Genomic DNA, 26,760 nt, shown 5'->3' with positions numbered 1-26,760 from the left:
GTTTTTATTTCGTTTAATGAAAAAAGCCTTATTTAGATTCTCCCCACCCCATCCCTCCCCATCAGGGGAGGGGGACGGATTCCATTGCAACTTGTTGTTTTTACTTAATTAAAATACTAATCCAATATGTAGTGGCTAAGTTGCTTATTCTAATATTAAAAACTTGATGATCGAGATTAAAATTCTATTGACACAAGGGTAGGATAGCGGAATTTAGCGGTGGGCGAAGTCATAGCTATTGACGGCAAATGCCTGCGCCGCAGTTTGGACACGGCTTCGGACAAAGCTGCCATTTATAGGGTTAGTGCTTGGGCGACCCATAACCAACCGGTGCGGTGGCAGCAAAAGGTGGACGATAAGTCCAATGAAATCACCGCCATCCCCAAGCTGTTGTTGCAACTGGACATTACTGGGGCGGTGGTGACGCTTGACGCGATACCCACACGGCAGCAGCTTTGAGGGCATCACTGATGAGGATGTTGAGGCAGTGATGCACAAGCTAGACCACCGTCCCCGGAAAGCACTCAACTACAAGATACTCCAGCGGTGTTTTTTGCCGAAGCAGGGCGGAAGGCCTTATGATTCCTAGGATTGCGGGAATGACGGGTATTTTGGAAATTGACATGCTTATTAACAAATTGTCATATATTTTCAGCAAAAATACCCCAAAACCCATGTAGGGCTTTTAAGTGTTTTTATACTTTTCAAAATTAAATACTTACAAAAACACTAATATTTAGGCTATAGTCATGCGCGGATTCCCTCTCTTGCCTTAGCCTTCTAATAGTTTCGATTGGATTCTGAAATTACCTAACTCCCAAATAGCAACCTCTATATGTAATTGGTGACCTATGAATACGCCCCCAAAGCCCAAGAATTTTTTTCAAAGATTGCTTAAAAAGTTACTTAGAAATGTTTTTAAGATAAAAATCACCAAGATTAGGGCAACTGACAATCTACCTATAGAAACGGTAGCAGTTATAGAAGCCCCTGTCCCTATGATTGAGGCATCCCCCTATAGGGAGTTGCTCCTGCTCCAAACTGCATTGCAAAATTTTTCCTCCGCTGGAGAATTAGATATTGTAATCAATGAGATGAAAAAATTTTTCTCGGCAGGAAAGCGAGCCGAAGTATTTCCGGTTTTCCATCCTAAAATCACCCACCCTATTTATCTAAGAAGGGGGACATCGGATTTTATGAATTTCATCCAAATTTTTGTCCGTGCAGAATATGCCCAATCCTTTTATTTCCCTCCCCAGACCATCATTGACCTGGGCTCTTATATTGGCTTAAGTGCCATTTATTTTGCCAACCGCTTCCCCACAGCAAAAATCATCTGTGTTGAGCCATCTACTGACAATTATGGCATGTTAAAACTCAACACCAGAGCTTATCCTAATGTGACAACCATCAATACAGGGGTATGGAGCCATAAGACTAAGCTGAAAATCACTAACCAAATAGGGGGCGACTGGGGGAATATTATTCAAGAAGTCGGGGATGATGAAAGCGGAGATGACACCTTAAGCGCTATATCCATAGCGGATATACTCAACGACTACCAAATTGATAAAATCGATTTTCTAAAAATTGACATTGAAGGCAGCGAAAAGCAAGTTTTTACCCACCATACGGAAGCCTGGATTGATGCAGTAGAAGCCATATCCTGCGAAACCCATGACCGGTTCTTGCCGGGTTGCACCCAAGCCTACGAGGCGTTATTTGCCGACAGGGGTTTTGATAAGTTTCAGAATGGCGAATATATAACCTTTGTCAAAGCCGGTCAGCATTGCCTAGACAACTCCCTGTTTGACAATACCCAACTTTTAGAATTCATCCAAGTGCTCAATCTTCAAGATGACCATTTTGACATGTTGGTTATTGATAGCTTACCCGCCGGAACCCATGCCAAGCACACTATGTATACAGGCGATATAGGCGGGCTCGCGCTCACCAAAATCGGTATGCCCAACATATCGGCTATTTTGCTGGCAACAGCCGATGGTTTATTTGAAGGCAGCATGGGCATTGCCTCGCCCATACTTGGCAAACGCTTTTCGGAAAACCCGTCATCAGCCAAGGCAAGATTCCTCTTTTCGGATGTCAGCTTAAGAAAACATCAAACCTTAGATATTTTAGTGCGGTTTGCAGGCGGAAAAACCGTCCCTATTTTCAGGCTAAAGGTGTAACTTATCAGAAGGCGATGACCGCAACCACCCGCACAAGCAAATTCAAGGTCGGCCAAAAACGTAATGGTTTGCTTTTTGCCAAATTTGCGGCCAAACCGTTTCACCAGGGCGAGAAGCGTTGTATCCGCCGGTAAGCGGAATCCGGTTTCGCCTGGCTGGGAACGCCTTGGCCAATTTGGTCAGGTTAATGGTTTGCTTGAAAAAAATAATGCCACCACCATCCCGACAAGACAATCCATTTGCGCCTTGTTCCAGTGAAAGTGTTGGTTTAACATAGCAGAAAGTTCGTTGAAGTGTGTCATCTTATTCCATAGATATAATGACCCAGATAACCCTCCACTAAAACAGTTCATTTACACTATCTAAATATTCTAATGAGGATCGATAGATTACTTGCGGCTTTTATTATCGTGTTCCTCCTATTCTTTACCGGAGCTGTGCTGGCCAGCCCCTCCGTCAACCAGACGGCAACAGTCCTCTCCCTCCTATCGGCTATTCAGACACAAGAAGACACCTTAATCGTGGGTAGCGAACAAGACTATCCACCTTTTGCCATCGGCATGACCGATGCCACGGCGGACGGGTTTACTGTCGATTTATGGAAAGCCGTGGCGGCAGAAACAGGCCTGAAGTACACCATCCGTGTGCGGCCTTTTCATGAGCTTCTTCAGGAATTTAAAGACGGCAAGGTTGATGTCCTCATTAACCTTGCCCAATCTGAAGAGCGCCATCAGTTTGCAGATTTCACTATTCCTCATGTCATCATTCACGGTGCAATCTTTGTCCGTAAGGGCGATTCCCAGATTCGTTCGGAAGACGATTTTGCAGGCAAGTCCATTATCGTGCTGAAAGCCGATCTGGCGCATGATTATGCGGTATCAAAAGGCTGGGAGAAACAACTGGTGCTTGTCAATACTCCAGAACAAGGTTTGCGCTTGCTCGCATCGGGTAAACATGATGTGCTGCTTCTGAGTAAGCTGGCCGGGATGCAGACCCTACGCGAGCTTGAGATTACCACGATTAGGGCACTGGATATAAAAGCAGGTTTCACGCAAAAATTCTCGTTTGCCGTTCACAAAGGCAATGCGGATTTGTTGGCTAAGATCAATGAAGGGCTGGCTTTGACCAAACCCAGCGGCACTTTCGATACGCTCTATGAAAAATGGTTTCAACCGTACGAAGAAAAACCAGCCTCTTTTTTGCAGGTATTTTGGTATTTCGCGCCCATCATCCTGATTATCCTAGGCTTAGCGGGTCATGAATTCTATAGGCGCCGGATAGAGCAGAAACGGGCGGCGGCGCAACAAGCCTTGTCGGCAAGAGTATTTAAAGAAGCCCGCGAAGCGATCATGATTACGGATGCCAACGGGACTATTATTGATGTCAACCCTAGTTTCTGTAACACAACGGGATATAGCAGGACTGAGGTCATCGGACAAAATCCGCGTTTACTCAACTCCGGCAAACACGGCCCTGAATTCTTTACGGCGATGTGGACAGATCTGAAAGGGCATGGCTATTGGCAAAGCGAAATGTGGAACCGCAAGAAAAATGGTGAGTTCTACTACGAACATCTCACGATTTCCAGCCTACACGATGAAAACGGCAAGATTATCCACTATGTCGGATTTTCCTCAGACATTAGCGAACGCAAGCAGGCAGAAGAATCGCTACAGATGATGCGGTTTGGTGTCGATCACGCCGGTGACAGCATATTTTGGATTAGCCGCGAAGGCCGCATCCTCTATGCCAACCAAGCCGCCTGCGAGGAACGCGGTTATTCCAGTGAAGAATTGCTCGACATGTGTATTTTTGATTTGGACCCGGATTACCCGCCAGAAGTCTGGGAGCCTCACTTTGAAGACCTCAAACGGCGCGGCACAATCACGCTTAACACCCGGCATCGTATTAAGGACGGTGTTATCTACCCTATTGAGGTCAATGCCAATTATGTCCATATCGGCGGGCATGAATTCAACTTTTGCTTTGTCCGCAATATCACCGCCCGCATCCTCATGGCAGAAGAGCTAAAAAACCGTGAGGCAAAATTCCGCTCAATTATTGAAATTTCACCTGTGCCAATGGCCTTAAATGATGATCAGCAACAGATCACTTATGTAAACCCGGCATTTACACAAACCTTTGGTTACCGCCTAGAGGACATTCCGACGCTCACAGATTGGTGGCCAAAAGCTTATCCCAATGCCGATTATCGGGAGCAAGTTAAGGCGACTTGGCAAGCGGCGCTGGAACAAGCCCAACGCGAGCAAAAGCCCTGCCCGCCAGGGGAATTTACCATTTGCACCCAAGCGGGCGAATTTAAAACGGCTATAGTCAATGCCGCGATGATTGCCGGCTCTACCGAGCATTTAATCGTTTTTGTTGATATTACCGAGCGCAAAAAAGCCGATGACTACGAGCAGTTTCGCAACACTATTCTTGAGCAATTGGCGACTAACAAACCGCTCTTTAATATTCTTGAAGCTCTGGTGCTAGGTGTCGAACAAATTAACCCAACCATGACGTGCAGTATTTTATTGCTGGATGATGAGGGCAAGTATTTTCTTGAGAGTGTCGCGCCCAACTTGCCCGACTTTTATAGCCAAGCCATCAACGGAATAGAGATTGGCATTGGTGTAGGTTCCTGCGGAACAGCCGCCTTTACAGGCAAGCCGATCATTGTCGAAGATATTGCCACCCATCCGTATTGGGCCCCTTATAAAGAACTCGCCGCTAAAGCGGGATTACGGGCCTGTTGGTCACAGCCCATCCTCTCCTCGCTCAATAAAGTGCTGGGGACTTTTGCCATTTATCATCATGAGACAATCACCCCTACCTCCCCGGATATTTATCTCATCGAACAATCCGCCAAACTGGCCAGTATCGCGATTGAACGCCGACAAAATGACATGGATTTGCGTATTGCCGCCACGGCTTTTGACTCCCAAGAAGGCATCATCGTCACGGATGCCAACTGCACCATTCTCCGTGTTAATGGTGCTTTTACTGCCATTAGCGGTTATACGGCAGAAGATGTGGTCGGTCAGAATATGTCGATACTCCAATCCGGGCAAGCGGCGACCGAGTTTTATCAGACTATCTGGCAAAGCCTTTCGCTATCCGGTTCTTGGGAAGGGGAAGTTTGGAACCGCCGCAAAAATGGTGAAATTTACCCAGAACACCTTATTATTACGGCAGTAAAAGACCAAAATGGTATCATTGCCAATTACGTCGCCACGTTAACCGACATCACCCTACGCAAAGAAGCGGTCGATAAAATTGAACAACTGGCCTTTTACGATCCGCTGACGGGCTTGCCCAATAGGCGGCTGTTACAAGATAGGCTACCGCTTGCCTTTGCCGCCAGCCACCGCAGTGGCCGACAAGGTGCATTGTTGTTTATCGACATGGATAACTTTAAGACCCTCAACGATACCCTCGGCCATGATATGGGCGACTTATTGCTGCAACAGGTTAGTCAACGCCTTAAATCCTGTGTGCGCGAAGGTGACACCGTTGCCCGTTTTGGCGGTGATGAGTTCGTTGTCTTGCTGGAAGATTTAAGTGGGCAAACACTGGATACCGCAACGCAGGCTGAAATTGTTGGCAACAACATTATTGCCGTCCTCAATCAGCCCTATCAGCTTGATGCCCACGAACATCACAGCACCCCCAGTATCGGTGTCACCTTGTTTAATGGCCAAGAACAATCTAGCGAAGAGCTGTTGAAACAGGCAGATATTGCCATGTACCAAGCCAAGACCTCAGGCCGTAACGCCCTGTGCTTTTTCGACCCTCAAATGCAGGCCATCATCACCGCCCACGTTGCCCTAGAAGAAGATTTGCGCTTAGCACTGAAAGAAGAGCAATTTATACTCTATTACCAACCACAAGTTCGGCATACAGGCGAGATCATCGGTGCCGAAGTGCTTATCCGCTGGCAACATCCACGGCGGGGTTTGGTTTCTCCCGCAGAATTTATTCCCTTAGCAGAAGAGACCCGCCTGATATTGTCTATTGGTGAATGGGTGTTAAAGAAAGCGTGTGCCCAGCTCAAACTATGGGAAGCACACACGCACACCCGGCACTTGCAACTGGCGGTTAATGTCAGTGCCAGCCAATTTCATCAAAGCGATTTTGTCGGGCAAGTACAGCAAATTTTACAGGTTAACGCGATTAACCCCACACAGCTTAAACTGGAATTGACAGAAAGTTTAGTGCTTGATGATATTGATGACACCATCTTAAAAATGAATGCCCTGCGCAAAATTGGCGTACGATTTTCAATGGATGACTTTGGTACGGGCTATTCGTCACTATCCAGCCTCAAGAAACTGCCGCTCGATCAACTCAAAATTGACCGGGGTTTTGTGCGTGACATCTCCATCGACCAAGATAATACCGTCATTGTCGAGACCATCATTGCCATGGCTAACAAACTGAATATGCAAGTCATCGCCGAAGGCGTGGAGACGGAAGGGCAGCGTGCCTTTTTAGAGCAGCATAATTGCCTGCTTTTTCAAGGCTATTTGTTCGGTAAGCCAGTGCCTGTTGAGCAATTTGAAGCGTTACTGAAGCAAATCCCGCACTGACAACGCTATTTTATTTTTATCGTACCCCATTGCCCCGCCTGTTACGGTCATCGCAGCTTATTGCCCCCCCCCTCTATTTTCGCCAGTTTAGTCAGCCTACGCCTTCTGCCTAAACCAATACAGCGTGTAAATACCAATAATCAAAGAATAGACGAAAACGGACGACCCTAAATCGTCATATTGCTTGTTAGTTTCCGGTACACTGTTGGGCACAAATGCACCCATCACTTCTGGATGAAAAGCTTCAATCGTAACATTTTGTGCATAAGACTCTGAATAACAGATAGTTAATGCCACTATGCCTAATAGAATTATTATTTTTCTCATGATAAATTCCCCATACAAAAACAAAATAGCCAACCCATAATTAGTATCGAGTCGATACTATATTAGCTTTTTTGTTCTGCTTAGGAAAGCTTTTCTTAGTTTTCCTGGCAGAGATGCGGAACCTCACTTGATGTTTGGCCGAGAATTTTGCCAGAAGTGCAAAGCCACAAAAAATAGCGCAAACTATTTTATTGGTTAACACCCAGAATATTGGGTATTCGCGCTACAAAAGTGTTTTTTATAGCCTATACTACTTAGGGGGTGGAGTATGCAAACCACCCTCTAAACGATTCCCCAACCTACTTAACGAGTTTGATTATGAAACTACCATCCCACGCTTGGCTATTTTTCTTGTTACCGTTATCGGGCATTGCCTTTGCCGCGCCAGAGCCTTTGTTAAAAGTTGTTGTTGCCTCAACGTCAGCGAATGACACCAGCAATAGCTGTACCTTAGATGGTAACGGAAAGGTTATTATTGAACATACGGTTAAGTTATCTCCATCCGGCTCTAACCTTAAATCTAAAGAAGTAAGAGCCGCTAATTTAAGCGTGAATGATATAAAATCCGTAATTGCTAATGCCGCACAGGGCAATATAACCGGTAAGCCCTTAGTCGGCAGTTACACGCATCAATATTTCGCCTATCAACAGCAGAATAGTCAGACGAAGAAAATTTTCCTATTGGATAAAGTGGGAGGCGGGGTAGTTAACGATTCTCCCGCCGTGGGGCCGTTGACTAAATTTATTGATAGCGTGTGCGGTGACCTATCGTTCGTTCCGTACCAAGATACGGCGAAAGCTAAATTTGCCAAAGTGATTTTAGATACGGCTAGCATTAAAGCCGCTGTCGAGGTTTGCGGCCAAACCAATGCAGGCTTAGGTACTTGTGACGGAACGCAAAGTGACTACGGTGTCTATACCGCGCTAATTCAAGCGAACCAAAAAATTGCTGCGACCCCACCCTCTGAGGCGACAACAGCTTCAGTTACCATTATGCAATCCGATCCCTTTCAAACGACAATTACTGCCACTGCCGTTACAAATAATGGCTTAAATGGTGAAATCTATATTCTTAACGGGGTTTACTACTATACGGGTTTCATTATTTGGAATGTAGACCCAAACTCTACCTGTTTAGTGGCGGGTATCTGCTAACCCCTGTTGAATGCAGACCATAAACTTAAAGGCCGTTTTTTTTAAATCTGCATCAACTGAAAAACCAATAGGCAATCTACAACGCTTGTCGGTTTAAGCTAGACAAGGCGCGGGGGTAATACCCCCGCGCCCTGCGCGTACCGCCCTTACCGCCCTCTCCTACCCTTTGCGCCTAATTTGCCGCAACCCAAAACCTAAGCAAGGAAGCGATTTCGAGCGGATGTTAACTGACTGATTTACCAATAAAGCGGCCTGATTCTGAACAGGTGTCACTTAAGCCTTTACGGATATAATTAATGGTCGAAAAAGCGATTGCGGTGTCGGTTTTATCCAGCTTGGCACTGTCATTGATGACAACGTATTGGCCTGATACGGCAAACATTCCATTAATGGCATATTGCAGCCGATTACCCTTAACGGTGTTCGCCAAAGGTGTCAGGGTAATCGGCAATGTGAACAGTTTTTGGGTTTCTGCCGCATCTTTATAAATGGTGATTTGGCTGGTGCTATCCACATGCACTCAATAATTGATCACGACGTTTTCCAAAACTATCAGAACCGATTATTTAAGTAGGCGTTCATATATCTTTTAATATTTTTATCTCTGACTTGCCCTGAGCGGAGCCGAAGGCTACGGGGCTTCGCTCAGGGAGCAACGAGCGGTGTTAAACTCACGAATGTTAAAAAATATATGCACACCTACTTAACTGTTGGGCAACGTACCCTACCGCACCTCATCGGACAAAAAAAACCCCGCCAAGCCTTGTAACTTGCGGGGTTGTGTACTCTGTTGGATGTCGAGGTACTGGAGTTTGGCGTCCCAAGGCGGATTCGAACCGCCGGCCTGTCCCTTAGGAGGGGACCGCTCTATCCTGCTGAGCTATCGGGACAGATAAATTGTAATTTTACCACAAAATAATGTGAAAAATTACCATTTTTAATATTCTGCCCTGACTGACGCGCTGGCCGCCATCTTCATTTTTGGGCAACCGACAGATTTTTTTAAAAAAACCATTAGGGATAAATGACTTTTGGCTTAAAGTAAGCGGCGGGGTACTTCGGGTCGGTTTTGTCTTCGGCGGCATCAATCAGCGCTTGGTCGGCATAGACGACCTGGGGCTGATAGTTAGCGGCAGGGTATTTTGGGTCAAATTCGGCGGCGGAAGCCGGGGCAGTTTGCGCCGCGTCTTTATCAAGATAAATCACTGTCGGTTGAAAATTGGCGGCTGGGTATTTGTCGTCGGTAGCGGCGGAGCTTAAAACGGGATTCAGAGCGATTACAGCAAAAGCCAAGCCTAAAAGGGTGTTGTTCTTCATAATGTAGGAGTCTCCAAGTGTAGTAAATTAAATCCAGTCAGGTTCCTCGTCTGTAAAGCTGGATAATCCCGAAGTATCGAATATTTTGGTGCAATGCGCAACCGTTTTTACACGGTATTTTTACAATCGGGCAATGTTTATGAGTGAATTTTTGTTTGTCTATGGCTCGCTACGCGCCGATAGTGGCTCACCAATGGCACAGATGTTGGCAGAAGTGGCTGTTTATCAAGGCCATGCCGTTATGTCTGGGCGTTTATATGAGGTGGCGGGCTATCCTGGGGCTGTGGAATCTGCCGATCCGGCGGAAACGGTACACGGTGAGTTATACCGCATTGTCGACCCTAGCGTATTACTGGCAATATTGGATCAATATGAAGAATGTTCGGCAGAATTTGCCGCCCCTCAGGAGTATATACGCAAACGCTTAACGGTTCGCTTGGCGGGCGGTAGCCTATTAAGGGCATGGTGTTATGTTTACCAATGGGAGGTGGAAGGCTTGCAGCGGATTGTTTCGGGCGATTATTTGGGATACCGCTAGTGGCAAGCCATTTGGCGTTCTACCCAATTATGGGTGGCGATTTTCAAACGCCCAAAACAAGCTGTCTGGGCTTTCGGGTACACTATCGCCGCTAGCGGGAGACATACCCGCCGGAGCATCTTCGTAGCCATAAAATGCCGAGGCAGAATAAAGCCTAGCGGTGATGTCCTAGATTTAGGGTTTACGCCCACTTTGCGCTGCAAACTTTTTACTGCTGATTTTTTTACGGCATAATCTGAAAGCAGGTCAACACCTCATCCATTTCCAACTCGTAAATATCCACATGGTCAACCCGTGCCGTTATCGGGCCTTTATGGCACCATTTGATAAATTTTTCTATCACCGGATGCTCGGCTTCGGCGATGATCTCCACCCGCCCATCAGGCAGGTTTCTGACACTGCCCTTAATGGCAAAATGTTTGGCTTTATTTTGGGTAAAGACGCGGAAATACACGCCTTGGACACGCCCTGACACTAAAATTTTTACTCTACGCATAGCTTAACAAGCCTCCAGCAATAATGGATTTTAGTATGGCGGGCAAAATCTTCCGGGATAGTGTCCGCACTAATGTCGTCTATCGCCAATTCCGGCAACGCGGCAACATCCATTTTGAAGCGCCGGAAATTGGTCGAAAAATAGAGTACCCCGTCTGCCGCCAATAAGGCGGCGGCGTTGCGGATAAGCGTCACATAGTCATTTTGTATGTCAAACACCGCGTCCATGCGCTTAGAATTGGAAAAAGTCGGTGGATCGAGAAAAATCAGCCCGTACTGGCGGGGCGACGCTTGCGCGGCTTCACTCGCCAGCCACTCCAAGCAATCGGCTTGGATAAACTCGTGGGTACCGTCGGTTTTATTGAGCGCCAAATTTTGTTTCGCCCAACTAATATAAGTATTGGACATATCCACAGTGGTGGTGGCGATGGCGCCGCCAACGGCGGCATGGACGGTAGCACTGCCCGTATAGGCGAACAGGTTTAAAAAGCGTTTACCTTTGGCCTCCCGTTGGATGCGCAAGCGGATAGGCCGATGGTCTAAAAATAGCCCTGTGTCGAGATAATCGGCAAAGTTAACCAGCAAGGTGCAACCGCCTTCGGTAATGCGGTGAAATTGCCCGCTATCGGCAAATTTTTCGTATTGTTCGGTGTTGCGCTGCTTGCGGCGGATTTTTAAAAACACGTTGTCGCGCGGTATGTCCAGTACCTTGGGCAATTCTGCCAACAGCCCCGCCAAACGTTGGTCGGCTTTTTGGCGGTCTACGGTTTTCGGTGGCTCGTATTCCTGGACGTTAACCCAGGTTTGCTCGCCTTGATACAAGTCTACCGCCGCCGCGTATTCCGGCAAATCGGCATCATAAATCCGGTAGCAGGTAACGGCATTTTTTTGCGCCCATTTACTGAGTTTTTTCAGGTTTTTTTTCAGGCGGTTGGCGAACATGTCCGCGCCAGTATCTTCGGGAATGGAGTGACTGCTGGTCTCGATCACTTGCGCAACACGCTCTTGTGGGTTACGCGCTTTCGGCACAAAAAACGCCGCCTCGTTAATGTTCAGGCGGAGCAGCCTGCATTCCAACGCGCCATTAAACAGGGTAATAGGTTTTTGTGAGCGGATGCCGAGCCGGAAACCCAATTCAGGATTGCTGATAATCATGCCGACTTGCCAGCCGAGAAAATGGCTTTTTAAGGTCTCGCCGAATTTCCTGTAGAGTTCGGCAACGGCTTCTTCATCTTCCAAACGCTCGCCGTAAGGCGGGTTACAGATCACCAGACCCGGTTGCCAGCTTTCCGCAGGCGCGGCATCGGCTATATCACGGCGTTCGACATGGATTTTATGGGCCAATCCGGCATTGGCGATATGTTTTAGGGCAATGTTGACGGTATAGCGGTCTTGGTCAAAACCGACGATGACGGGCAGCTTGGCAAGGCCAATGGTTTTGCGTTGTTCGGCCTCGGCGCGGAGCTTGCGCCAACAGGCGGCATCGTGCTGTTTCCAGCCGGTAAAGCCAAAATAATCGCGTAATAGGCCTGGCGCGTAGTCGGCAGCCATCATTGCCCCTTCCAACAGTAAGGTGCCGGAACCGCACATCGGATCGAGCAGGGTCGCGTGTTCGGCGGCCAGTTTTGGCCAACCGCAACGTAATAACAATGCGGCGGCCAAATTTTCTTTAATCGGCGCTTTAATGGTGGTGTCGCGGTAGCCGCGCCGATGCAGGCTTTCACCGGACAGGTCCAAACTGAGCTGGGCGGTTTCGCCCTGCAAATAGACGTTAATACGGATATTAGGCTGCTCGGTGTCGACGCCGGGACGGACATTAAAGCGGCTGCGCATTTGGTCGACAATGGCATCTTTAACCTTTAATGCCCCGAAATGGGTATTGTTGATCGCTTCGGAATTTTTCGCGCTAAAGCTGACCGCCAAGGTGTCTTCGGGGTTAATGTGGGTAAACCAGTCGATTTGCTGGACACCGTCATACAAATCCTGCTGGCTCTTAACAGGAAAAGTGGCCAAGACCAGTAACACGCGGTTGGCGGTACGCGACCATAAACAGACACGGTAAGCGGTTTCCAAATCGCCCGCAAACGCCACCCCTGCCAAAGTTGCTTTGGGCTGGGCGATACCTAGCGTTTGCAGTTCTGCGGCCAGAATATCTTCCATCGCTTTCGGCGTGGTGGCGAATAATGAATAAGTGGGCATGGTTTTAAAAGGCTGATTAAGGGGGAAAAGGAAAACGTCACTTACCGACCGGATTCTACCAGAGGCGGTAAGTGTGCAAAAAGAAGTGGGCGGTACGCCGTGCGGTGCACTGCTGGGTAAGCCCTAAAGGCTAAGGCCTTCCGTTGGCCGTTTACGTCATGTCGCCGACAAGCTGGGCTTATTCGGGTTGTTTTATTTTTAGTAGTTCTACGTCAAACACAAGGGCTTCGTTAGGTTCAACCGCACCGCCGCCGGCTTCGCCATACGCCAATTCAGAAGGGATGTAAAAACGGTATTTCGCGCCTTCTTTCATGAACAGCAGGCCTTCTGTCCAACCCGTGATTAAGGCGTTGACCGGAAAAGTTGCCGGTTCGCCATGTGCATAGGAGCTATCAAATTCTTGGCCGTCGATTTTGGTGCCGCGATAATTTACCGTGACAGTATCCGCTAGAGTGGGTGACTTATTACCCGTACCCGGCGTTATTACTTCGTATTGCAAGCCGCTTTTGGTCGTTATAATAGTAGGATTTTTTGCATTGGCGGTAAGAAAAGCGACACCCGCAAGCTTATTTTCTTGGGGCGTTTTAGCATTCACTACGGAAAACAAGGTAATGCCTACAAAAATAGCGGTAACCATTGCCAGGATTTGCGTTTGATTTTTTCCCACGATTTCTCTCTCATCAAAGTAAAAAGCCCATTTTACCAAAAAATTAAAGATTGCATCCGTTCAATTGCTTTTGAAACTGTTTAGCACGGGTCGCCACCTTATCGGCGGTACGCCGTAACCAGGCCACGCGTAAATAGGTTTTTTGCTGGAAGCCGCGATGGCCTTCATGATAAGCCAGATACAGGTTTTTCGTATCGCTGGCGGCAATGCCTAATTTACGGTGGCTGATGGCGCAATACCACGCAATGAAATCGGCGGCATCGGCGAAATCGTCGCGGTCTGACCACCAATTGCCGGCACTGCCTTGGTAATCATCCCAAGTGCCGTCTAAAGCCTGCGCATAACCGTAGGCGCTGGTGGGGCGAAACCACGGGATAAAGCCTAACAGATAGGTGCGCGGCGGCTTGGCATCGGCGACAAAATGCGATTCTTGATGCATGATCGCCATAATGACGGTAGTCGGTATGCCCCATTTTTCCGAAGCTTGGCGGGCATTGCCATACCACTCGTCTTGCTCGCTGAAAACGGCGCAAATATTTTCGGTATTGTTGGGTGGCGCAGTCGCGCAACTTGCTAAACACAAATAAAAGAGTATCGTTAACAAATTTTGCCTTAACATAAACCCAGCCGCTTAACCATTTTAAAAAAATAACCACTCAACCGACATTGCGCCTCTCACAGGCTACCCATTAACAAATACTATTGACTTCTTCGGAAAAAAATTTTATTTCTTTATGGAGAAAATAGGCGACGCGGATGTCAAATATATAAATATAAAGGAAAAAACTATGAACACGCCGTCCCATGACCATGACCGCCCTTATCGAAAGAGCATTAACTCACACGGTTGGATGTATGTAGGCGGTGAATCAAAGGAAATCACTGTCAAAAACATTTCTATAACGGGTGCGTTAGTGCAATTAAACACCCAAAACGAAGTGCCTGACAAGAAGCATACCCTACAAAATTTAGCGGTTTCAAAATCCATCGATTTTTATTTGCCGCATCTGCAATTGTCTGGTGAGGCGAAAGTTGTCAGGGTCGATACTACCGACGATAAACAATTGCTTTTGGCCATGGAATTCCAAAATATTGCCTATACCACCGACAAACCCGTTTTTAACCGCAAAAGTTACCGCAAAGAAGTCTCTATGCCAGGCCAACTCTTAGTAGAGGAACAGCCGCTTGATTTTGTCACCGTCGATATATCATTAGAAGGCTTAAAAATCCGTGTGCCAGAAGAATTGGACATAGAGCCGGGCGCGGTCATACCCTTCCAATTATCCGAAGCCAACGTAAAGGGTTTGGTTAAAGTCGTTTGGGCAGCTCATGGCGAAGCCCATGAGACGCTCATGGGTTTACAGTACGTCACCCCCAAAAAAACCCAAACGGCCCCCAAAATTGGGTTATCGAAACCCTATAGTATGAGTAACGCACTGCGATAAACGTACAATATGATAAAATTCTGCCCCGTCAGCTTAAGGCCGCTAAGCTAGCTTGGCCAGCATGTCTTAAGCCGACCCGAATCAACCGGCCCGGCCTTACGGCCCGGACCGGTAATGCATTGACACAACCCCACACCTTAAAACTCTTATGAATAAACCAAAAAAAGTCGCAATTCTTACAGCGGGCGGATTAGCCCCTTGCCTTAGTTCTGCTATCGGTAGCCTGATCGAACGTTATACCGAAATTGATCCGACTATCGAGATCATTTGTTACCGTAGCGGTTATAAAGGTCTGTTATTGGGTGATTCTTACGAAGTAACCCCAGAAATCCGCGCCAAAGCGGGTTTGCTGCACCGTTTTGGCGGCTCCCCTATCGGCAACAGCCGCGTTAAACTGACCAACGTGAAAGACTGCGTGAAACGCGGTTTAGTTCAAGAAGGCGAAGACCCGCAAAAAGTCGCCGCCGACCAATTGATTAAAGACGGCGTGGACATCCTGCACACCATCGGCGGCGACGACACCAATACCGCAGCAGCTGATTTAGCGGCTTTCTTGGCCAGAAACAATTATGGCCTGACCGTTATCGGTTTGCCAAAAACCGTTGATAACGACGTTTATCCGATCAAACAATCGTTAGGCGCCTGGACTGCCGCCGAGCAAGGTGCGCGTTATTTTGCCAATGTGGTGGCCGAAAACAACGCTAACCCGCGCATGTTGATTGTCCATGAAGTCATGGGCCGTAACTGTGGCTGGCTGACCGCCGCCACCGCCCAAGAATACCGCAAATTGCTGGACCGCTCCGAATGGTTGCCTGCCATCGGTTTAGACCGTAACGCCTTTGAAGTCCATGCCGTATTCGTACCTGAAATGGCGATTGACTTGGCTGCCGAAGCGGAACGTCTGCGCACCGTCATGGATACTGTCGATTGCGTCAACATCTTCGTATCCGAAGGGGCCGGTGTCGAAGCGATTGTCGAAGAAATGCAAGCGAAAGGCCAAGAAGTGCCACGCGATGCGTTCGGCCACATCAAACTGGATGCCATCAACCCCGGCAAATGGTTCGGTGAACAGTTCGCCGCCATGATCGGCGCGGAAAAGACTTTAGTGCAAAAATCCGGTTATTTCGCCCGTGCCTCTGCCGCCAATATCGAAGACGTGCGCCTGATCAAGTCCTGTGCGGATTTGGCGGTAGAATGTGCCTTACGCCGCGAATCTGGGGTAATGGGTCACGACGAAGACCAAAACGGCGTGTTACGCGCCATTGAGTTCCCGCGCATTAAAGGCGGCAAACCGTTCAATATCGACACCGATTGGTTCGGACAAACTTTGGCGGAAATTGGCCAAACCAAAGGTGCAAAGGTTGAAGTCAGCCACTAAGCGGTTAACGGGCAACGGCTAACACGCTTGCCTTAAACCACAAAAACCCCCGAAGGCGTTTAAAGCTTTCGGGGGTTTTGTTTTTATGACGGGTTAACCTTCAACCACCCTACCCTGTCAATACAAATGCGTATAGCTGTCCCGCACTTCGCGCAATTCCAGGGCAATTTCCCGCCGTAAGCGGAAATCGCGTTTGGAGTGGGAAATGTTATAAGGGATACGCGGGTTACGCTCGTATTTGACGGCGGTGCGGATAATGCCGATCCATTGCCGCTCATTGTCTTCAATTTCTTTAAAGCGGTTACGGATGCGCTCCAGTTCTTGGTTGCAATAAGTGATGAAACCCGCCGCATAAAAGACGCTGTTTTTCAGGTAATCTTCCAACGCCGCCAAATCACCGTTGATCTCTTCGACCACTTGCTCAAAATTGATAGGTTCCGGTGACCTTTCCAATTCTTCTTTGAAAGCGGCGACCGACTCGACCACTTCTTGCACCACTACGGCTTTCGAGCGGCTGCCGCGTCCAGATACCGCTAAGGCCGCATCCGCCACTGTTTCCGCCAACTCACTGCCCGCTTTAGCGGCGCGGGCAGCCTTACTGACCGCGACCGGAATACGGCTGATGGCTTTTTCCCACAAGCCATAGCGCAAATAATGGGTCAAACGGCCTTCTTGTTTGGGCTGGTCGTTCGTGCTCAGATAGAAGGCTTCCAAGGTTTTGATTTCGGCGGCGCGTTCATTCAATAGGCGTTCGCGGGCTTGTAGGGGTTTGGCGATAAAGGCCTCGACGGCGACCCGCCCAAAGCGCAAAAACAGCACTTGGAAACCGTGGCGTATCCGCGCCTGCTCTATGGCTTCATCCATTTGCGAATGCAGCAGAGTTTTACGCACATCTTCGGTTTCCCAAAGCAATTCTTGGGTTTTGCGGACGATTTGGTCAATTAAGGCCTGTAAGGCTTGCGCCAATTCGTCGGTCAGTTCGGTCTCAAATTTTTGTTGGATTTCCCGGAACAACTCTTCGCGGATCTTATAATTGCCCTCCCGCGAATCCGGCATGGAAATGGTACCGCCAGCGGTGTAAATACGCTTTAACTCATCGGGTTGGGCCGTGGACAAATTAGCCAGCAAGGCTTCGATTTTTTCATCATAAGCATCATGCAAAGCCGCCAATTCTTGGTGTTCCGCGCCTAAGGCATCGGCTTCGGTACGGCCTTGGATGCTTTCGGAATACCAGACATCAAAATCTTTTTTAATGCGCTGCCATTCCCGCCCCCACCATTGGTTAAACTCTTTACCCAGCAAGTTATCTTCATGGCTATCGCTGTCGCTGTCGGCAAAACTGGCGTAGAGCGGCTCTAGTTTTTGCAAAATGTCGCTGGCGTAATAGCGCATATTATTGACTAACGCATCGCAGCGTTTTTGCAGCACCAAGGCGCGTTCGTTATCAATATAATAGTTGACCGATTCTTTTAAGATCGGCAAGCCGTCGGTAATGCCCAGTTTTTTCAGCTTGGCCTTATCGTCGGCGCTTTTAGAACGCCGCAGGGTATCTTCGGAAGGGATGCCGAACTCCACCAAATGCGCCCGGGCACAGACCGGAATCAGGCGGCGCTCAGGCACGGCAGGCCAGTAGTTTTTATGCTTTTCGTAGGTTTCCTTAAAATCAATCGGGTCATCTAAGGCATCGACCTGGGTGAGGACGACAAACACCTTATCGGCAACGCGGATTGCCGGATCTTCGGCATCTGTCACTATCAGCATCTCTTTTTCGGGGCCGGTAATGGAAGGTTGCTTCATTTCTTTGGCGTAAATGATGGCATCGCATTTTTTCAACCGCTCCAGCGCCTGTTCGGCGTGCATCAAGATACCGGAGTTAAAGCCCGGCACATCATGGAAAATAATGTCGCGGTCGCTACGCAAGCGTACAGTCTTCAGTTGGATACGTTTGATCGCCAGCGATTGGGCGCGGTTTTTAAAAATCGCCTCCTGTAAATGGTGGCTTATTTCGCTGATGTCAATAAACGTTTGGCTAAAACCACTTTTCAGTTTGGTAAACTCGGCAATGGCATCCAAGTGCTTTTCCGTATCGTCAAGATCTTCCTGAATTTCCTTTTTTTCTTTTTCGCTCAACAAATTGCTTGCCAACGCGTCACGGCGCTGGGCTTGCAGGATGCCGATTTCCTCTTTGCTGTAATATTCAATCCGTAGCAATTGGTCGTGTTCGGTTTGCGCCGACCAAATTTCGGTACTGGTAAATGTGCAGCGCTCGCGGGCGGACGGCAAAATTTCTTGCCCCAACCACGCATTCAGCAAGGCGCTTTTACCCGCTTTTTCCAGGCCAATGACGGCAACCTCAAAACGGTTGGCGCGTAAGCGCTCTAATTGGTTATTGAGGCGTTGCTGCTCGATAGCCAGTTTTTGCAGCAGTTCGGCGGGCAAATCCGTTTGGGTTTTGCCGCACAGGGTGTCCAGCTTATCGACCAGCACCGCCGTTTTTTCTAAGCGTATCAGTTGTTGTTGACAGGTTTCTAGCCAAGTAGCCATAAAAATTCCGAGTTATTAAAAAGAGGTGAAGCGCTTTTAAACCGCCATTGTCAGAGTTGGCGTTTTAAAATAGCGTCACTGTTAAGCCCTATCGGCTTTATCCCAAGCCGTAGGCTGCCAAAGCAATGGATTAAAAATAGGATACGTTAGCCGGGCGGCGGTGTAAATATGGCGTTCATCCCAATAAACACACCTCGCCAAACTGACAGCCAATAGCTACGTTTGCCGTTTGTTTATCGCGTACCCTAGAAGGCGTATAAATAGCCAATGCGGTATTGCCAAGGATTTCCTAACGGAGGAATTAAAACCTTTAACATAAAATGGCAGGCAATTTTATTCCTGTCTCTGCTAAACTAAGGGCTAATAAAACACATTCCACATCAATAATGTTTGCGCTTTTGTTAAAATAACGCCTAACCGCTTTTTACTCCAGAGCTTATTAATGATTGCTAATAATGCCTGCCAAGGCCTTAAATCCGCTAATTTTTTCGCCTTCCCCTCGCGGCCCTTAACCAAGCTTCAGAATGGGAAATTATTACAAGCATCTGCCACCGAAGCGATATTTTATCGGTTCCGCAGCCAATACAAACAGATTTTTGCACAGCCTATAAACATCGCCCGAATAACCGCTAAGCCGTTTATGGTATCAGCTAGCCAACAGAATGCCAATGAAGCCCGGCAAACCGATAAGGCCAATTTGGCACAGTTGCTGGTCTTGTATCAGGCGGTTACGGATTGGGACAGGCAATTGCTTTGTTACGGCCTATGCTTAGATCAGGCCGATCTGGCACGGGTTAACGCCCGTCAGCCGTCATCCAAGGTTTAAACTATGCCCATCCCAACCCTTACCAAGCCCAGCCGCTACTTTACTGACAGCCATTTTTTGCCCAAGCCAGCCATTTCTTTACCCGATGGCCCACGCTTGCAACTGATCGCTGCCGAAGCTTTGTATTATTTTTTCAGTAACCAAACTGAAAAAATTTCCGACCGGCACCACAAAGGCATTAAGACTTTATTTGCCGCCGCCAAAAAAAACAGCGGGGCACTCATGGTGCCTGCCACGGTGCTGACAGCCAGTGAGGCCATGCAAGCGGAAAACTTGGCGGTTAGCAAACCCCGCTTGGCGCGTTTGCTGGGGCAGTGCCGCCATGAGCATTTTGCCGAGCAGTGCGTGGCGACTGCCCTGACCTCCAACCTCAGCTTGATGAGTCCGTTTTCGGATAACCGGGCAAGCTGCCAAGAAAGTTATGAAGCAGACGGGATGAATTATTTACGTTTTACCGACGGTCAGCAGTGCTTTTTTGTGCTTCAGGGGGTTTCTTCGGCGGATAGCCTGTATTTTCCCGAAGGCAATAGCTTAATTTGTCTTGTCCAAGCCACAGCCAGCGAAGTCAGGCACTTACAAAACCACCTGCTCGGCGAGTTTCATAAGGTACTGGCCTACGCGCAAGGCAGCAACAAATTGGCAGGTCTGATCGCTTCCCATAGCCTGCCCGAACATTTTTATTATGAAATCCTCCCGGCTTTGCTGACAGTCTACCAAAACCCGCAACTGCGTCCACATATTCCCGGTCTGGTGATGCGCAAAGGCCAAGATTTTATTGACCTTAAACTGTTATTTCCAAACTGCCCCAGCAGCGTTTTAGGGGCAGGCGAAATGAGCCGGCAGGCTTTCAGTACGCAACGCTGGTTTATCCATATCGGCAACGCCCCGCAACAGCGCAGCCTGTATAAATATTACGATGCCGTTAACCGCTACCTGTTTAAACAGATCAACAACCACGTCAGCCATGAGGCACAAGCCAAAGCCGTGCAGATGGAAGACTGCTATCCTTTAATTTGGATTGGTGTGGCCGGACAAAAAAACGCTTGGCAGGAACAAGTGGACGGCTATAGTTATATCCTGAACCAATTAATTGCCCGTTACCCCCGTTTAGGGGTCATCATTGACGGGCGGATCTTAGCAGCCAGTGCGAAAAAAGCCCACCGGACAGCCGACTACCGTCTGGCCGAGGCTATCCGCAAACGCTTACATCCCGATATTCTGACCCTATCGGTCATAGATGAAAACACCACGACAAAATTGTTTATCGCCGCCAATATTGATTTTTTCATCGGCAGTTTTGCCACCGGGTCGCTGTATGTGTCAGGTCTGCTTAGTAAACCGGGCATTGCCCATTTGGGTAATGCCGAAGCCCGGCAAGCCTTAGAGGAAACCCTGTATAACCACCCTAACCCTAACGTCTATTTGTTGCCGAAAGCCTACGTCAAAGATAAACGGGCCGGCTCCGTGTTAAAAACTTTGTGGAAAAAAAGCATGGCGATGTCCTTAAAAACTGCCCAGCAACCCGCATCAATAATAATAGAACACCCTTATTCCATTGAGAAAAAAGCCTTTTACCGCTATATAGAAGCGCGTTTGGATAAGGTGTTGCTTAACCCCCAAAACACCAAAATCCGGTTTTTTATCGAACCGTCTTTCAGCATTAACCCCGCTGTGCGGCATTATCTAACCATGGCCAGTCATGGCAATCTGCTGGAGGTCTTCCCTACTTTGCCGTTCCCCAAAAACCTCACCGATTTGGCGGAATTTAGCGAAACCTACCTAAAACAGCATATCATTTACGGTTTGTTTACCTTTGGTAGCCAACAAATTTTAAACCGCCCCAGTGAATTTATGGTTTGGTTGGGCGACCCCTTGCGGCGGGTGCAACAGCACATCCTGTTATTTGCGAAAAATGCCGAGCGGATGCACCAAGCTTGTGATATGGCAACCATCCTTAAAGCCGAACACAAAAGCTTGGACAATTATTACACCCGTCTCATTTCCGGTTTGGACGCACCCTTCGGCAAATGCACAGAAACCATGCTCAATACCGCTTTGGGCAATATGGCCCAATATTTTGTTTTTATTGGCATCAACGAGCAACAAAAGCTCTCTTTTGACCGGCTCTGCACCCTGATGGACTGGGAGAGGTCATTATTTCCCGACAGCTTACCGAATACCCAGGCCATTGATACAGACGCTTTCTCAGAAGACCATCTCGAGCAGTTAAATGCCTTATGCGTATTCGATTACCGCCTGTATAAGGCGGCATTGGCTATGGCCAGGGGGGCGGTGCTATAAGTCCGGCCTGGGTGCAGAGCATCGCGGCTTGCAACGCTCCTTTAGCCTCAGCATTTCGTTGCCTGTGTTGTTTGGGTAGCGACGGCCATATAAGTAACGCTTACCGATACTTAACCTCAACCTTATCCTGCCCAAACACCGCGCGTAACTTCGTCACCAGTTCATCGCCCGCGCTGACGCGCCAGTCATCGCCTAACCTTAATACCGCCTTAGCCACGGGTGATTGGTAATTCACCTCCACCGGACATTGCCCGCCTTTAAAATCCTGCAACACCGTCAGCAGCTTAGTAACCGTCACAGGGTCATCACCCTCGGCCGTCCAGTAAACTTGTAATGACCGGGCAAAAGCCGAACGCGCCTGGCCTATATCAAGGGCTTTTTCGACAGTCATCCGTAAGGCGTTAGCATAAGAATCCATGCTCAATGCCCCTTCGACCACCAATAACGTATCGCGTAGCACCACCTCGCGGTAACGGTCGTAAACTTCGCCAAATAACGTGCATTCCAGCCGTGCGGTACGGTCATCCAGCATAACGGAGACAATAGTCTTACCGCTTTTAGTTTGACGTACCCGCAAATCCACCACCAAGCCCGCAATCCGTACAGTAAGCGGGCCACGAGAACGTTCCGCCGTCTCCTGTACTCCCGCCAGCGTACCATTGGTAAACTGGCGCAACTCAACCGCATATTGGTCTATGGGGTGTCCGCTCAGATACAAGCCCAAAATGGCTTTTTCGGCATCGAGCTTAGCCTTTTCCGACCACGGTTCAACAGGCGTGGTGTAGGTTTCCGTCGCATCGGTTGCCTCGGCATTGACCGCCAAACCGAACAAATCATTCTGCCCCGTCAACGCCATCTTGCCATGCTGTTCGGCAACGCGTAAGGCGGTCGGCAATTCGGCAAAATGGCTGGCGCGGCAAGGGTTAAACTCGTCAAACGCGCCCGCCTTTACCAAGGCCTCCAACACCCGTTTGTTCACCTTGCGCAAATCCACCCGCTTGCACAAATCATACAAACCCGTAAACAGCCCGCTAGTGTTACGCTCGTTGATAATCACATCCTCAACCGCCGCTTCACCCACACCCTTAATCGCCCCTAAGCCGTAAACAATTTGCCCCTTAGCATTGACCGTAAATTTATGCTCGGACAAATTAATGCTCGGCGGACAAATTTTCAGCTTCATTTGCTGGCACTCTTCAATCAGCACCACCACCTTATCGGTGTTATCCATATCCGAGGACAACACAGCAGCCATAAACGCCGCCGGATAATGGGCTTTCAGCCACGCGGTCTGGTAAGCGACCAGCGCGTAAGCGGCAGAGTGGGATTTGTTAAAACCATAACCCGCGAACTTTTCCATCAAGTCGAAGATATAAGTGGCGATGCTTTCCTCGATTTGATTGGCAACCGCCCCTACGGTAAACTTCTCGCGTTCCTTCGCCATTTCTTCGATCTTCTTTTTTCCCATGGCCCTCCGAAGCATATCCGCCCCGCCCAGCGTATACCCCGCCATCTCCCGCGCAATCTGCATCACCTGCTCCTGATACAAAATAACGCCGTTAGTGGGCTTTAAAATCGGAATTAAGAGCGGGTGGGCGTATTCGGCTTTGGCGCCGTGTTTGACGTTGATGTAATCATCAACCATGCCCGACTCCAGCGGCCCCGGCCTGAATAAAGCCACCAGCGCGATGATGTCGTCAAAACAGTCAGGCTTGAGCTTTTTAATCAGCTCTTTCATGCCGCGTGACTCCAACTGGAACACGGCAGTGGTCAAGCCCTGTTTCAACAGCTCATACGAAGGCAAATCATCCCTAGGGATGGTGGTGATGTCCACGAGCGGCTCGCCCGCCAACTGCTTTTTGCGGTTAATGGTTTGCAACGCCCAGTCGATAATGGTCAGGGTGCGCAAACCCAAAAAGTCGAACTTGACCAAACCGACCGCTTCCACGTCGTCTTTATCAAACTGGGTGACTAAGTTGCCGCCGCCCTCTTCGCAATACAACGGCGAAAAATCAGTCAGCTTGGTGGGCGAAATCACCACCCCACCCGCGTGCTTACCCGCGTTTCTGACCGTGCCTTCCAAAGACAACGCCATATCGATAAGGGCTTTGACTTCTTCCTCGGCTCCGTAACGTTGCTTTAAGTCAGGACTGTCTTTTAAAGCCTTATCCAAGGTCATGCCGATTTCAAACGGCACCAACTTTGCCAAGCCATCGACAAAACCATAAGCAAAGCCCAGTACCCGCCCGACATCGCGGATAACCGCCTTGGCGGCCATCGAACCGTAAGTGATGATCTGAGCCACATGGTCGCGGCCATAATGTTCGGCGACGTAATTAATCACCTCATCACGCCGATCCATACAAAAGTCAATATCAAAGTCGGGCATGGACACCCGCTCTGGATTTAAAAACCGCTCGAACAGCAAATCAAATTCGATAGGGTCCAAATCGGTGATTTTCAACGCATAAGCCACCAAGGAACCCGCACCCGAACCCCGCCCAGGACCGACCGGAATCTGGTGATTTTTCGCCCATTGGATAAAGTCGGCGACAATCATAAAATAGCCGGGAAAGCCCATCGCGTTAATCACCGACAGCTCAATATCCAAGCGCTCATAATAGGCCTGCTCGTTTTCCGCCACCGACTGCTTGCCAACCGCCGGATAGTGCAGCAAACGCTCCGCCAAGCCTTTCTTGGCCTCGGCTGCCATCAGCTCGCCCAAGGTCATCCCAGGCGGTACGGGAAAATCCGGCAGAAAGTTTTCGCCCAAGGTCAGCTTAATATTGCAACGCTTGGCAATCTCCACCGTGTTCGCCAAGGCTTCCGGCAAATCGGCAAATAAGGCCTGCATTTCCTCACTGCTGCGCAAATACTGCTGCTCGGTATAATCCTTAGGCCGCCGCGTATCATCCAACACCCGCCCCTGATTAATACAGACCCGCACTTCATGCGCGGCAAAATCTTCCTTCCGCAAAAAGCGCACATCATTGGTCGCCACCACCGGCAAGCCGTGTGCCAACGCCAAATCGACCGCAGCGGCGATATAACGCTCTTCATCCGGCTTGCCCACCCGCTGCACTTCCAGATAAAACCGTTGCGGGAACAAGCCGCCCCAATACGCCGCTAAGCGTTGCGCCGCCTCGGTATTTTCCGCCAACAAGGCCTTGCCAATATCACCCTCCATTGCCCCCGACAAGGCAATCAAGCCGTCGTGATTGGCTTCTATCCACTCTTTCTGCACCATCGGCACGCCTAAGTGCTGGCCTTCCTGATAGCCCCTAGAAATCAGCTCGGTCAGGGTCACATAGCCCTGTTGCCGATTGACCAACAAGGTCAAACGGAAAGGTGCGGCGGGCTCTTCGGGGTTAAACACCCACACATCCGCCCCGGCAATCGGCTTAACGCCCTGCCCCATCGCCGCCTTATAAAACTTAACCAAGGAAAATAAATTGCCGTTTTCAGTCAGGGCAATGGCAGGCATGTTCAATTCCGCCAGCCGCTTAACCAGCGGCTTGATCTTAACAATGCCGTCTACCAGCGAAAATTCGGTGTGGAGTCTAAGATGGACAAAAGCCGGGTGCATGTCGGTATACAGTCAAATGAACAAAGGCCACCATTATAATACGTTGGCCTTATATCAGTAGGGCTAAACCACCCGAAACCAAACCGCAGGCAAAAAAAAGACAGGCATAAAGCCTGTCTTTAGATTTTGCGTAAGGAGGGAGCCGCGTTTAACTGTTTAACGCGCCTGCATAGGCTTTATCGAACGTGGGGATATGGCTATCCAACCAACCTTTGACCATCTGTCCGACCGCATCGGTCACATCGGCTTCGCCGGCATGGAATTTTTTCTGCAAATCGGCGCAAATGCCGATTAATGCCTCATGTTCCGCTTTGTGGTTAGCAAAATTGGCGAAACCTTTCGCCTGCATTTCTTGTTCTTCATGGGCAAAATGTCCGACCACATAGGCGATCAGGTCGTCTAACTGCGCCCCTATCGCCGAACGTTCCGCCCCGCCTGTCGCCAAGCTGTATAAATTATTGAGTTTATCAAACAAAATTTGGTGCTCTTCATCGGCAAAACCTACATTAGTGCCGTATTGTTCTGCCGTCCAAGTGATTAGTGTCATCTTTGTTCTCCTCATGGGTTAATTCTAGTTATTACCACATTTTTATTATGGTTTAAATTTAACCATACGTCAAGAAGGGTTTTTTATGAAGACCGATAAGGACCGAGGCCAATAAATTTTCTTAATAAGCATAGCAATCTGCCTGCATATCCAGTAAACTACAAAGTCCACGGGGGCGACATGGCTTCGACGTGGGTAGCGAAACCTAGAGTGCATGCCGAGGACTGTACACCTCGTAAAATCTACAGAAAAAAAGTATTCGCAAACGACGAAAACTACTCAATGGCAATCGCTGCGTAAAAACAGCTTCCATTCTTCTGACTGCCTGTGCTTATGCGGGTAGAGTCCGGTTCGCTGGACGCTCAGGAGTCATTTACATAAGCTCGCGCTGAAGTCTGTCCGGAATGGACGCGCAAAAACCTTACGGAATCGCTGATGGTTTTCTTGGCCCGACGGGTAGTCATCGGTTAAATCAAAAGTGCGGGATAAGCATGTAGACCTTGTGGCGGAGTACTTGCGGACGCGGGTTCAATTCCCGCCGCCTCCACCATACAAGTTATTGATAAATATATTATTTATTTTATCATTTGTTAAAAGTGGCTGTTAAAGTGGCTATTACCTAGCCGATTAACAGCCACTTTCCATCAAAATACC

Annotated in this window: 17 protein-coding genes, 1 tRNA gene, 1 other RNA gene and 1 pseudogene; 10 read left to right on the top strand and 10 right to left on the bottom strand. The window is 48.8% G+C overall.

What is annotated here, in order from left to right; all coding sequences use genetic code 11:
- Positions 1-222: 222 nt before the first annotated feature.
- The 4 genes and pseudogenes from AADEFJLK_RS21145 to AADEFJLK_RS21125 all read left to right on the top strand — a co-directional run.
- Positions 223-456, top strand: a pseudogene (locus tag AADEFJLK_RS21145) (ISAs1 family transposase); the annotation flags it as partial.
- Between the two features lie 395 nt (positions 457-851).
- Positions 852-2,189: an FkbM family methyltransferase gene (locus AADEFJLK_RS21140; RefSeq protein ID WP_103975672.1), complete on the top strand. Its 1,338-nt coding sequence runs from the start codon at positions 852-854 to the stop codon at positions 2,187-2,189.
- 374 nt (positions 2,190-2,563) lie between these two features.
- Positions 2,564-6,781, top strand: a complete 4,218-nt coding sequence (locus tag AADEFJLK_RS21135) for a PAS domain S-box protein (RefSeq protein ID WP_103975671.1) — start codon at positions 2,564-2,566, stop codon at positions 6,779-6,781.
- A 645-nt stretch (positions 6,782-7,426) separates the two neighbouring features.
- The gene (locus AADEFJLK_RS21125; RefSeq protein ID WP_103975669.1) at positions 7,427-8,263 is read left to right on the top strand and encodes a hypothetical protein; all 837 of its coding nucleotides are present in this window, start codon (positions 7,427-7,429) and stop codon (positions 8,261-8,263) included.
- Positions 8,264-8,486: 223 nt separating this feature from the next.
- On the opposite strand, the gene AADEFJLK_RS21120 is transcribed toward AADEFJLK_RS21125, so the two are convergent.
- The 3 genes from AADEFJLK_RS21120 to AADEFJLK_RS21110 all read right to left on the bottom strand — a co-directional run bounded on the left by AADEFJLK_RS21120 (position 8,487) and on the right by AADEFJLK_RS21110 (position 9,580).
- Positions 8,487-8,777 (bottom strand): hypothetical protein, encoded by a 291-nt coding sequence (locus AADEFJLK_RS21120; RefSeq protein WP_146054693.1) that lies wholly within the window; start codon positions 8,775-8,777, stop codon positions 8,487-8,489.
- Between the two features lie 299 nt (positions 8,778-9,076).
- Positions 9,077-9,153 (bottom strand) — tRNA-Arg (locus tag AADEFJLK_RS21115).
- A 124-nt stretch (positions 9,154-9,277) separates the two neighbouring features.
- Positions 9,278-9,580 (bottom strand): hypothetical protein, encoded by a 303-nt coding sequence (locus tag AADEFJLK_RS21110; RefSeq protein WP_088620717.1) that lies wholly within the window; start codon positions 9,578-9,580, stop codon positions 9,278-9,280.
- A gap of 139 nt (positions 9,581-9,719) precedes the next feature.
- On the opposite strand from AADEFJLK_RS21110, the gene AADEFJLK_RS21105 reads away from it, so the two are divergent.
- On the top strand, positions 9,720-10,118 hold the full coding sequence (locus tag AADEFJLK_RS21105) for a gamma-glutamylcyclotransferase family protein (protein WP_198328312.1): 399 nt from the start codon (positions 9,720-9,722) through the stop codon (positions 10,116-10,118).
- A gap of 223 nt (positions 10,119-10,341) precedes the next feature.
- Here the strand turns inward: AADEFJLK_RS21105 and AADEFJLK_RS21100 are convergent, their stop codons facing one another.
- The 4 genes from AADEFJLK_RS21100 to AADEFJLK_RS21085 form a co-directional block, all read right to left on the bottom strand.
- Positions 10,342-10,614 carry an acylphosphatase gene (locus AADEFJLK_RS21100; protein ID WP_088620719.1) on the bottom strand — a complete coding sequence of 91 codons (273 nt, stop codon included), beginning with the start codon at positions 10,612-10,614 and terminating at the stop codon, positions 10,342-10,344.
- Positions 10,602-12,812, bottom strand: a complete 2,211-nt coding sequence (gene rlmKL, locus AADEFJLK_RS21095; RefSeq protein ID WP_103975667.1) for a bifunctional 23S rRNA (guanine(2069)-N(7))-methyltransferase RlmK/23S rRNA (guanine(2445)-N(2))-methyltransferase RlmL — start codon at positions 12,810-12,812, stop codon at positions 10,602-10,604. Before rlmKL ends, AADEFJLK_RS21100 begins: the two co-directional genes overlap by 13 nt.
- Before the next feature lie 178 nt (positions 12,813-12,990).
- Positions 12,991-13,518, bottom strand: a complete 528-nt coding sequence (gene bamJ, locus AADEFJLK_RS21090; protein WP_346222789.1) for a BamJ family beta-barrel-assembly machinery protein — start codon at positions 13,516-13,518, stop codon at positions 12,991-12,993.
- Between the two features lie 4 nt (positions 13,519-13,522).
- Positions 13,523-14,098, bottom strand: coding sequence for a transglycosylase SLT domain-containing protein (locus tag AADEFJLK_RS21085; protein ID WP_103975666.1), 576 nt, complete (start codon positions 14,096-14,098; stop codon positions 13,523-13,525).
- A gap of 169 nt (positions 14,099-14,267) precedes the next feature.
- Here AADEFJLK_RS21085 and AADEFJLK_RS21080 point away from each other — a divergent pair, with 169 nt between their 5' ends.
- A complete protein-coding gene (locus tag AADEFJLK_RS21080) occupies positions 14,268-14,924 on the top strand; it encodes a PilZ domain-containing protein (protein WP_088620722.1) in 657 nt (218 codons plus the stop codon).
- 148 nt (positions 14,925-15,072) lie between these two features.
- Positions 15,073-16,302, top strand: a complete 1,230-nt coding sequence (locus AADEFJLK_RS21075; RefSeq protein ID WP_088620723.1) for a pyrophosphate--fructose-6-phosphate 1-phosphotransferase — start codon at positions 15,073-15,075, stop codon at positions 16,300-16,302.
- A 117-nt stretch (positions 16,303-16,419) separates the two neighbouring features.
- Here AADEFJLK_RS21075 and AADEFJLK_RS21070 read toward each other — a convergent pair whose 3' ends face one another.
- Positions 16,420-18,846, bottom strand: coding sequence for a dynamin family protein (locus AADEFJLK_RS21070; protein WP_088620724.1), 2,427 nt, complete (start codon positions 18,844-18,846; stop codon positions 16,420-16,422).
- Positions 18,847-19,288: 442 nt separating this feature from the next.
- Between AADEFJLK_RS21070 and AADEFJLK_RS21065 the strand changes: the two genes are divergently transcribed.
- Together AADEFJLK_RS21065 and AADEFJLK_RS21060 are read left to right on the top strand one after the other, a co-directional pair.
- Complete coding sequence (locus tag AADEFJLK_RS21065; RefSeq protein WP_103975664.1) at positions 19,289-19,672, top strand: hypothetical protein; 384 nt, start codon at positions 19,289-19,291, stop codon at positions 19,670-19,672.
- Positions 19,673-19,675: 3 nt separating this feature from the next.
- Positions 19,676-21,973 carry a hypothetical protein gene (locus AADEFJLK_RS21060; protein ID WP_103975663.1) on the top strand — a complete coding sequence of 766 codons (2,298 nt, stop codon included), beginning with the start codon at positions 19,676-19,678 and terminating at the stop codon, positions 21,971-21,973.
- A gap of 100 nt (positions 21,974-22,073) precedes the next feature.
- Here AADEFJLK_RS21060 and dnaE read toward each other — a convergent pair whose 3' ends face one another.
- Both dnaE and AADEFJLK_RS21050 read right to left on the bottom strand, forming a co-directional pair.
- Positions 22,074-25,559 (bottom strand): DNA polymerase III subunit alpha, encoded by a 3,486-nt coding sequence (gene dnaE / locus AADEFJLK_RS21055; RefSeq protein WP_103975662.1) that lies wholly within the window; start codon positions 25,557-25,559, stop codon positions 22,074-22,076.
- Between the two features lie 148 nt (positions 25,560-25,707).
- On the bottom strand, positions 25,708-26,106 hold the full coding sequence (locus AADEFJLK_RS21050) for a bacteriohemerythrin (protein WP_088620728.1): 399 nt from the start codon (positions 26,104-26,106) through the stop codon (positions 25,708-25,710).
- A 171-nt stretch (positions 26,107-26,277) separates the two neighbouring features.
- On the opposite strand from AADEFJLK_RS21050, the gene ssrA reads away from it, so the two are divergent.
- Positions 26,278-26,656: a transfer-messenger RNA gene (gene ssrA, locus AADEFJLK_RS21045) on the top strand.
- Positions 26,657-26,760 lie beyond the last annotated feature (104 nt).

It is taken from the genome of Methylovulum psychrotolerans (assembly GCF_002923755.1).
GTDB classification, from domain to species: Bacteria; Pseudomonadota; Gammaproteobacteria; order Methylococcales; family Methylomonadaceae; genus Methylovulum; species Methylovulum psychrotolerans.
This window is presented reverse-complemented; position numbering and strand designations above follow the sequence as displayed.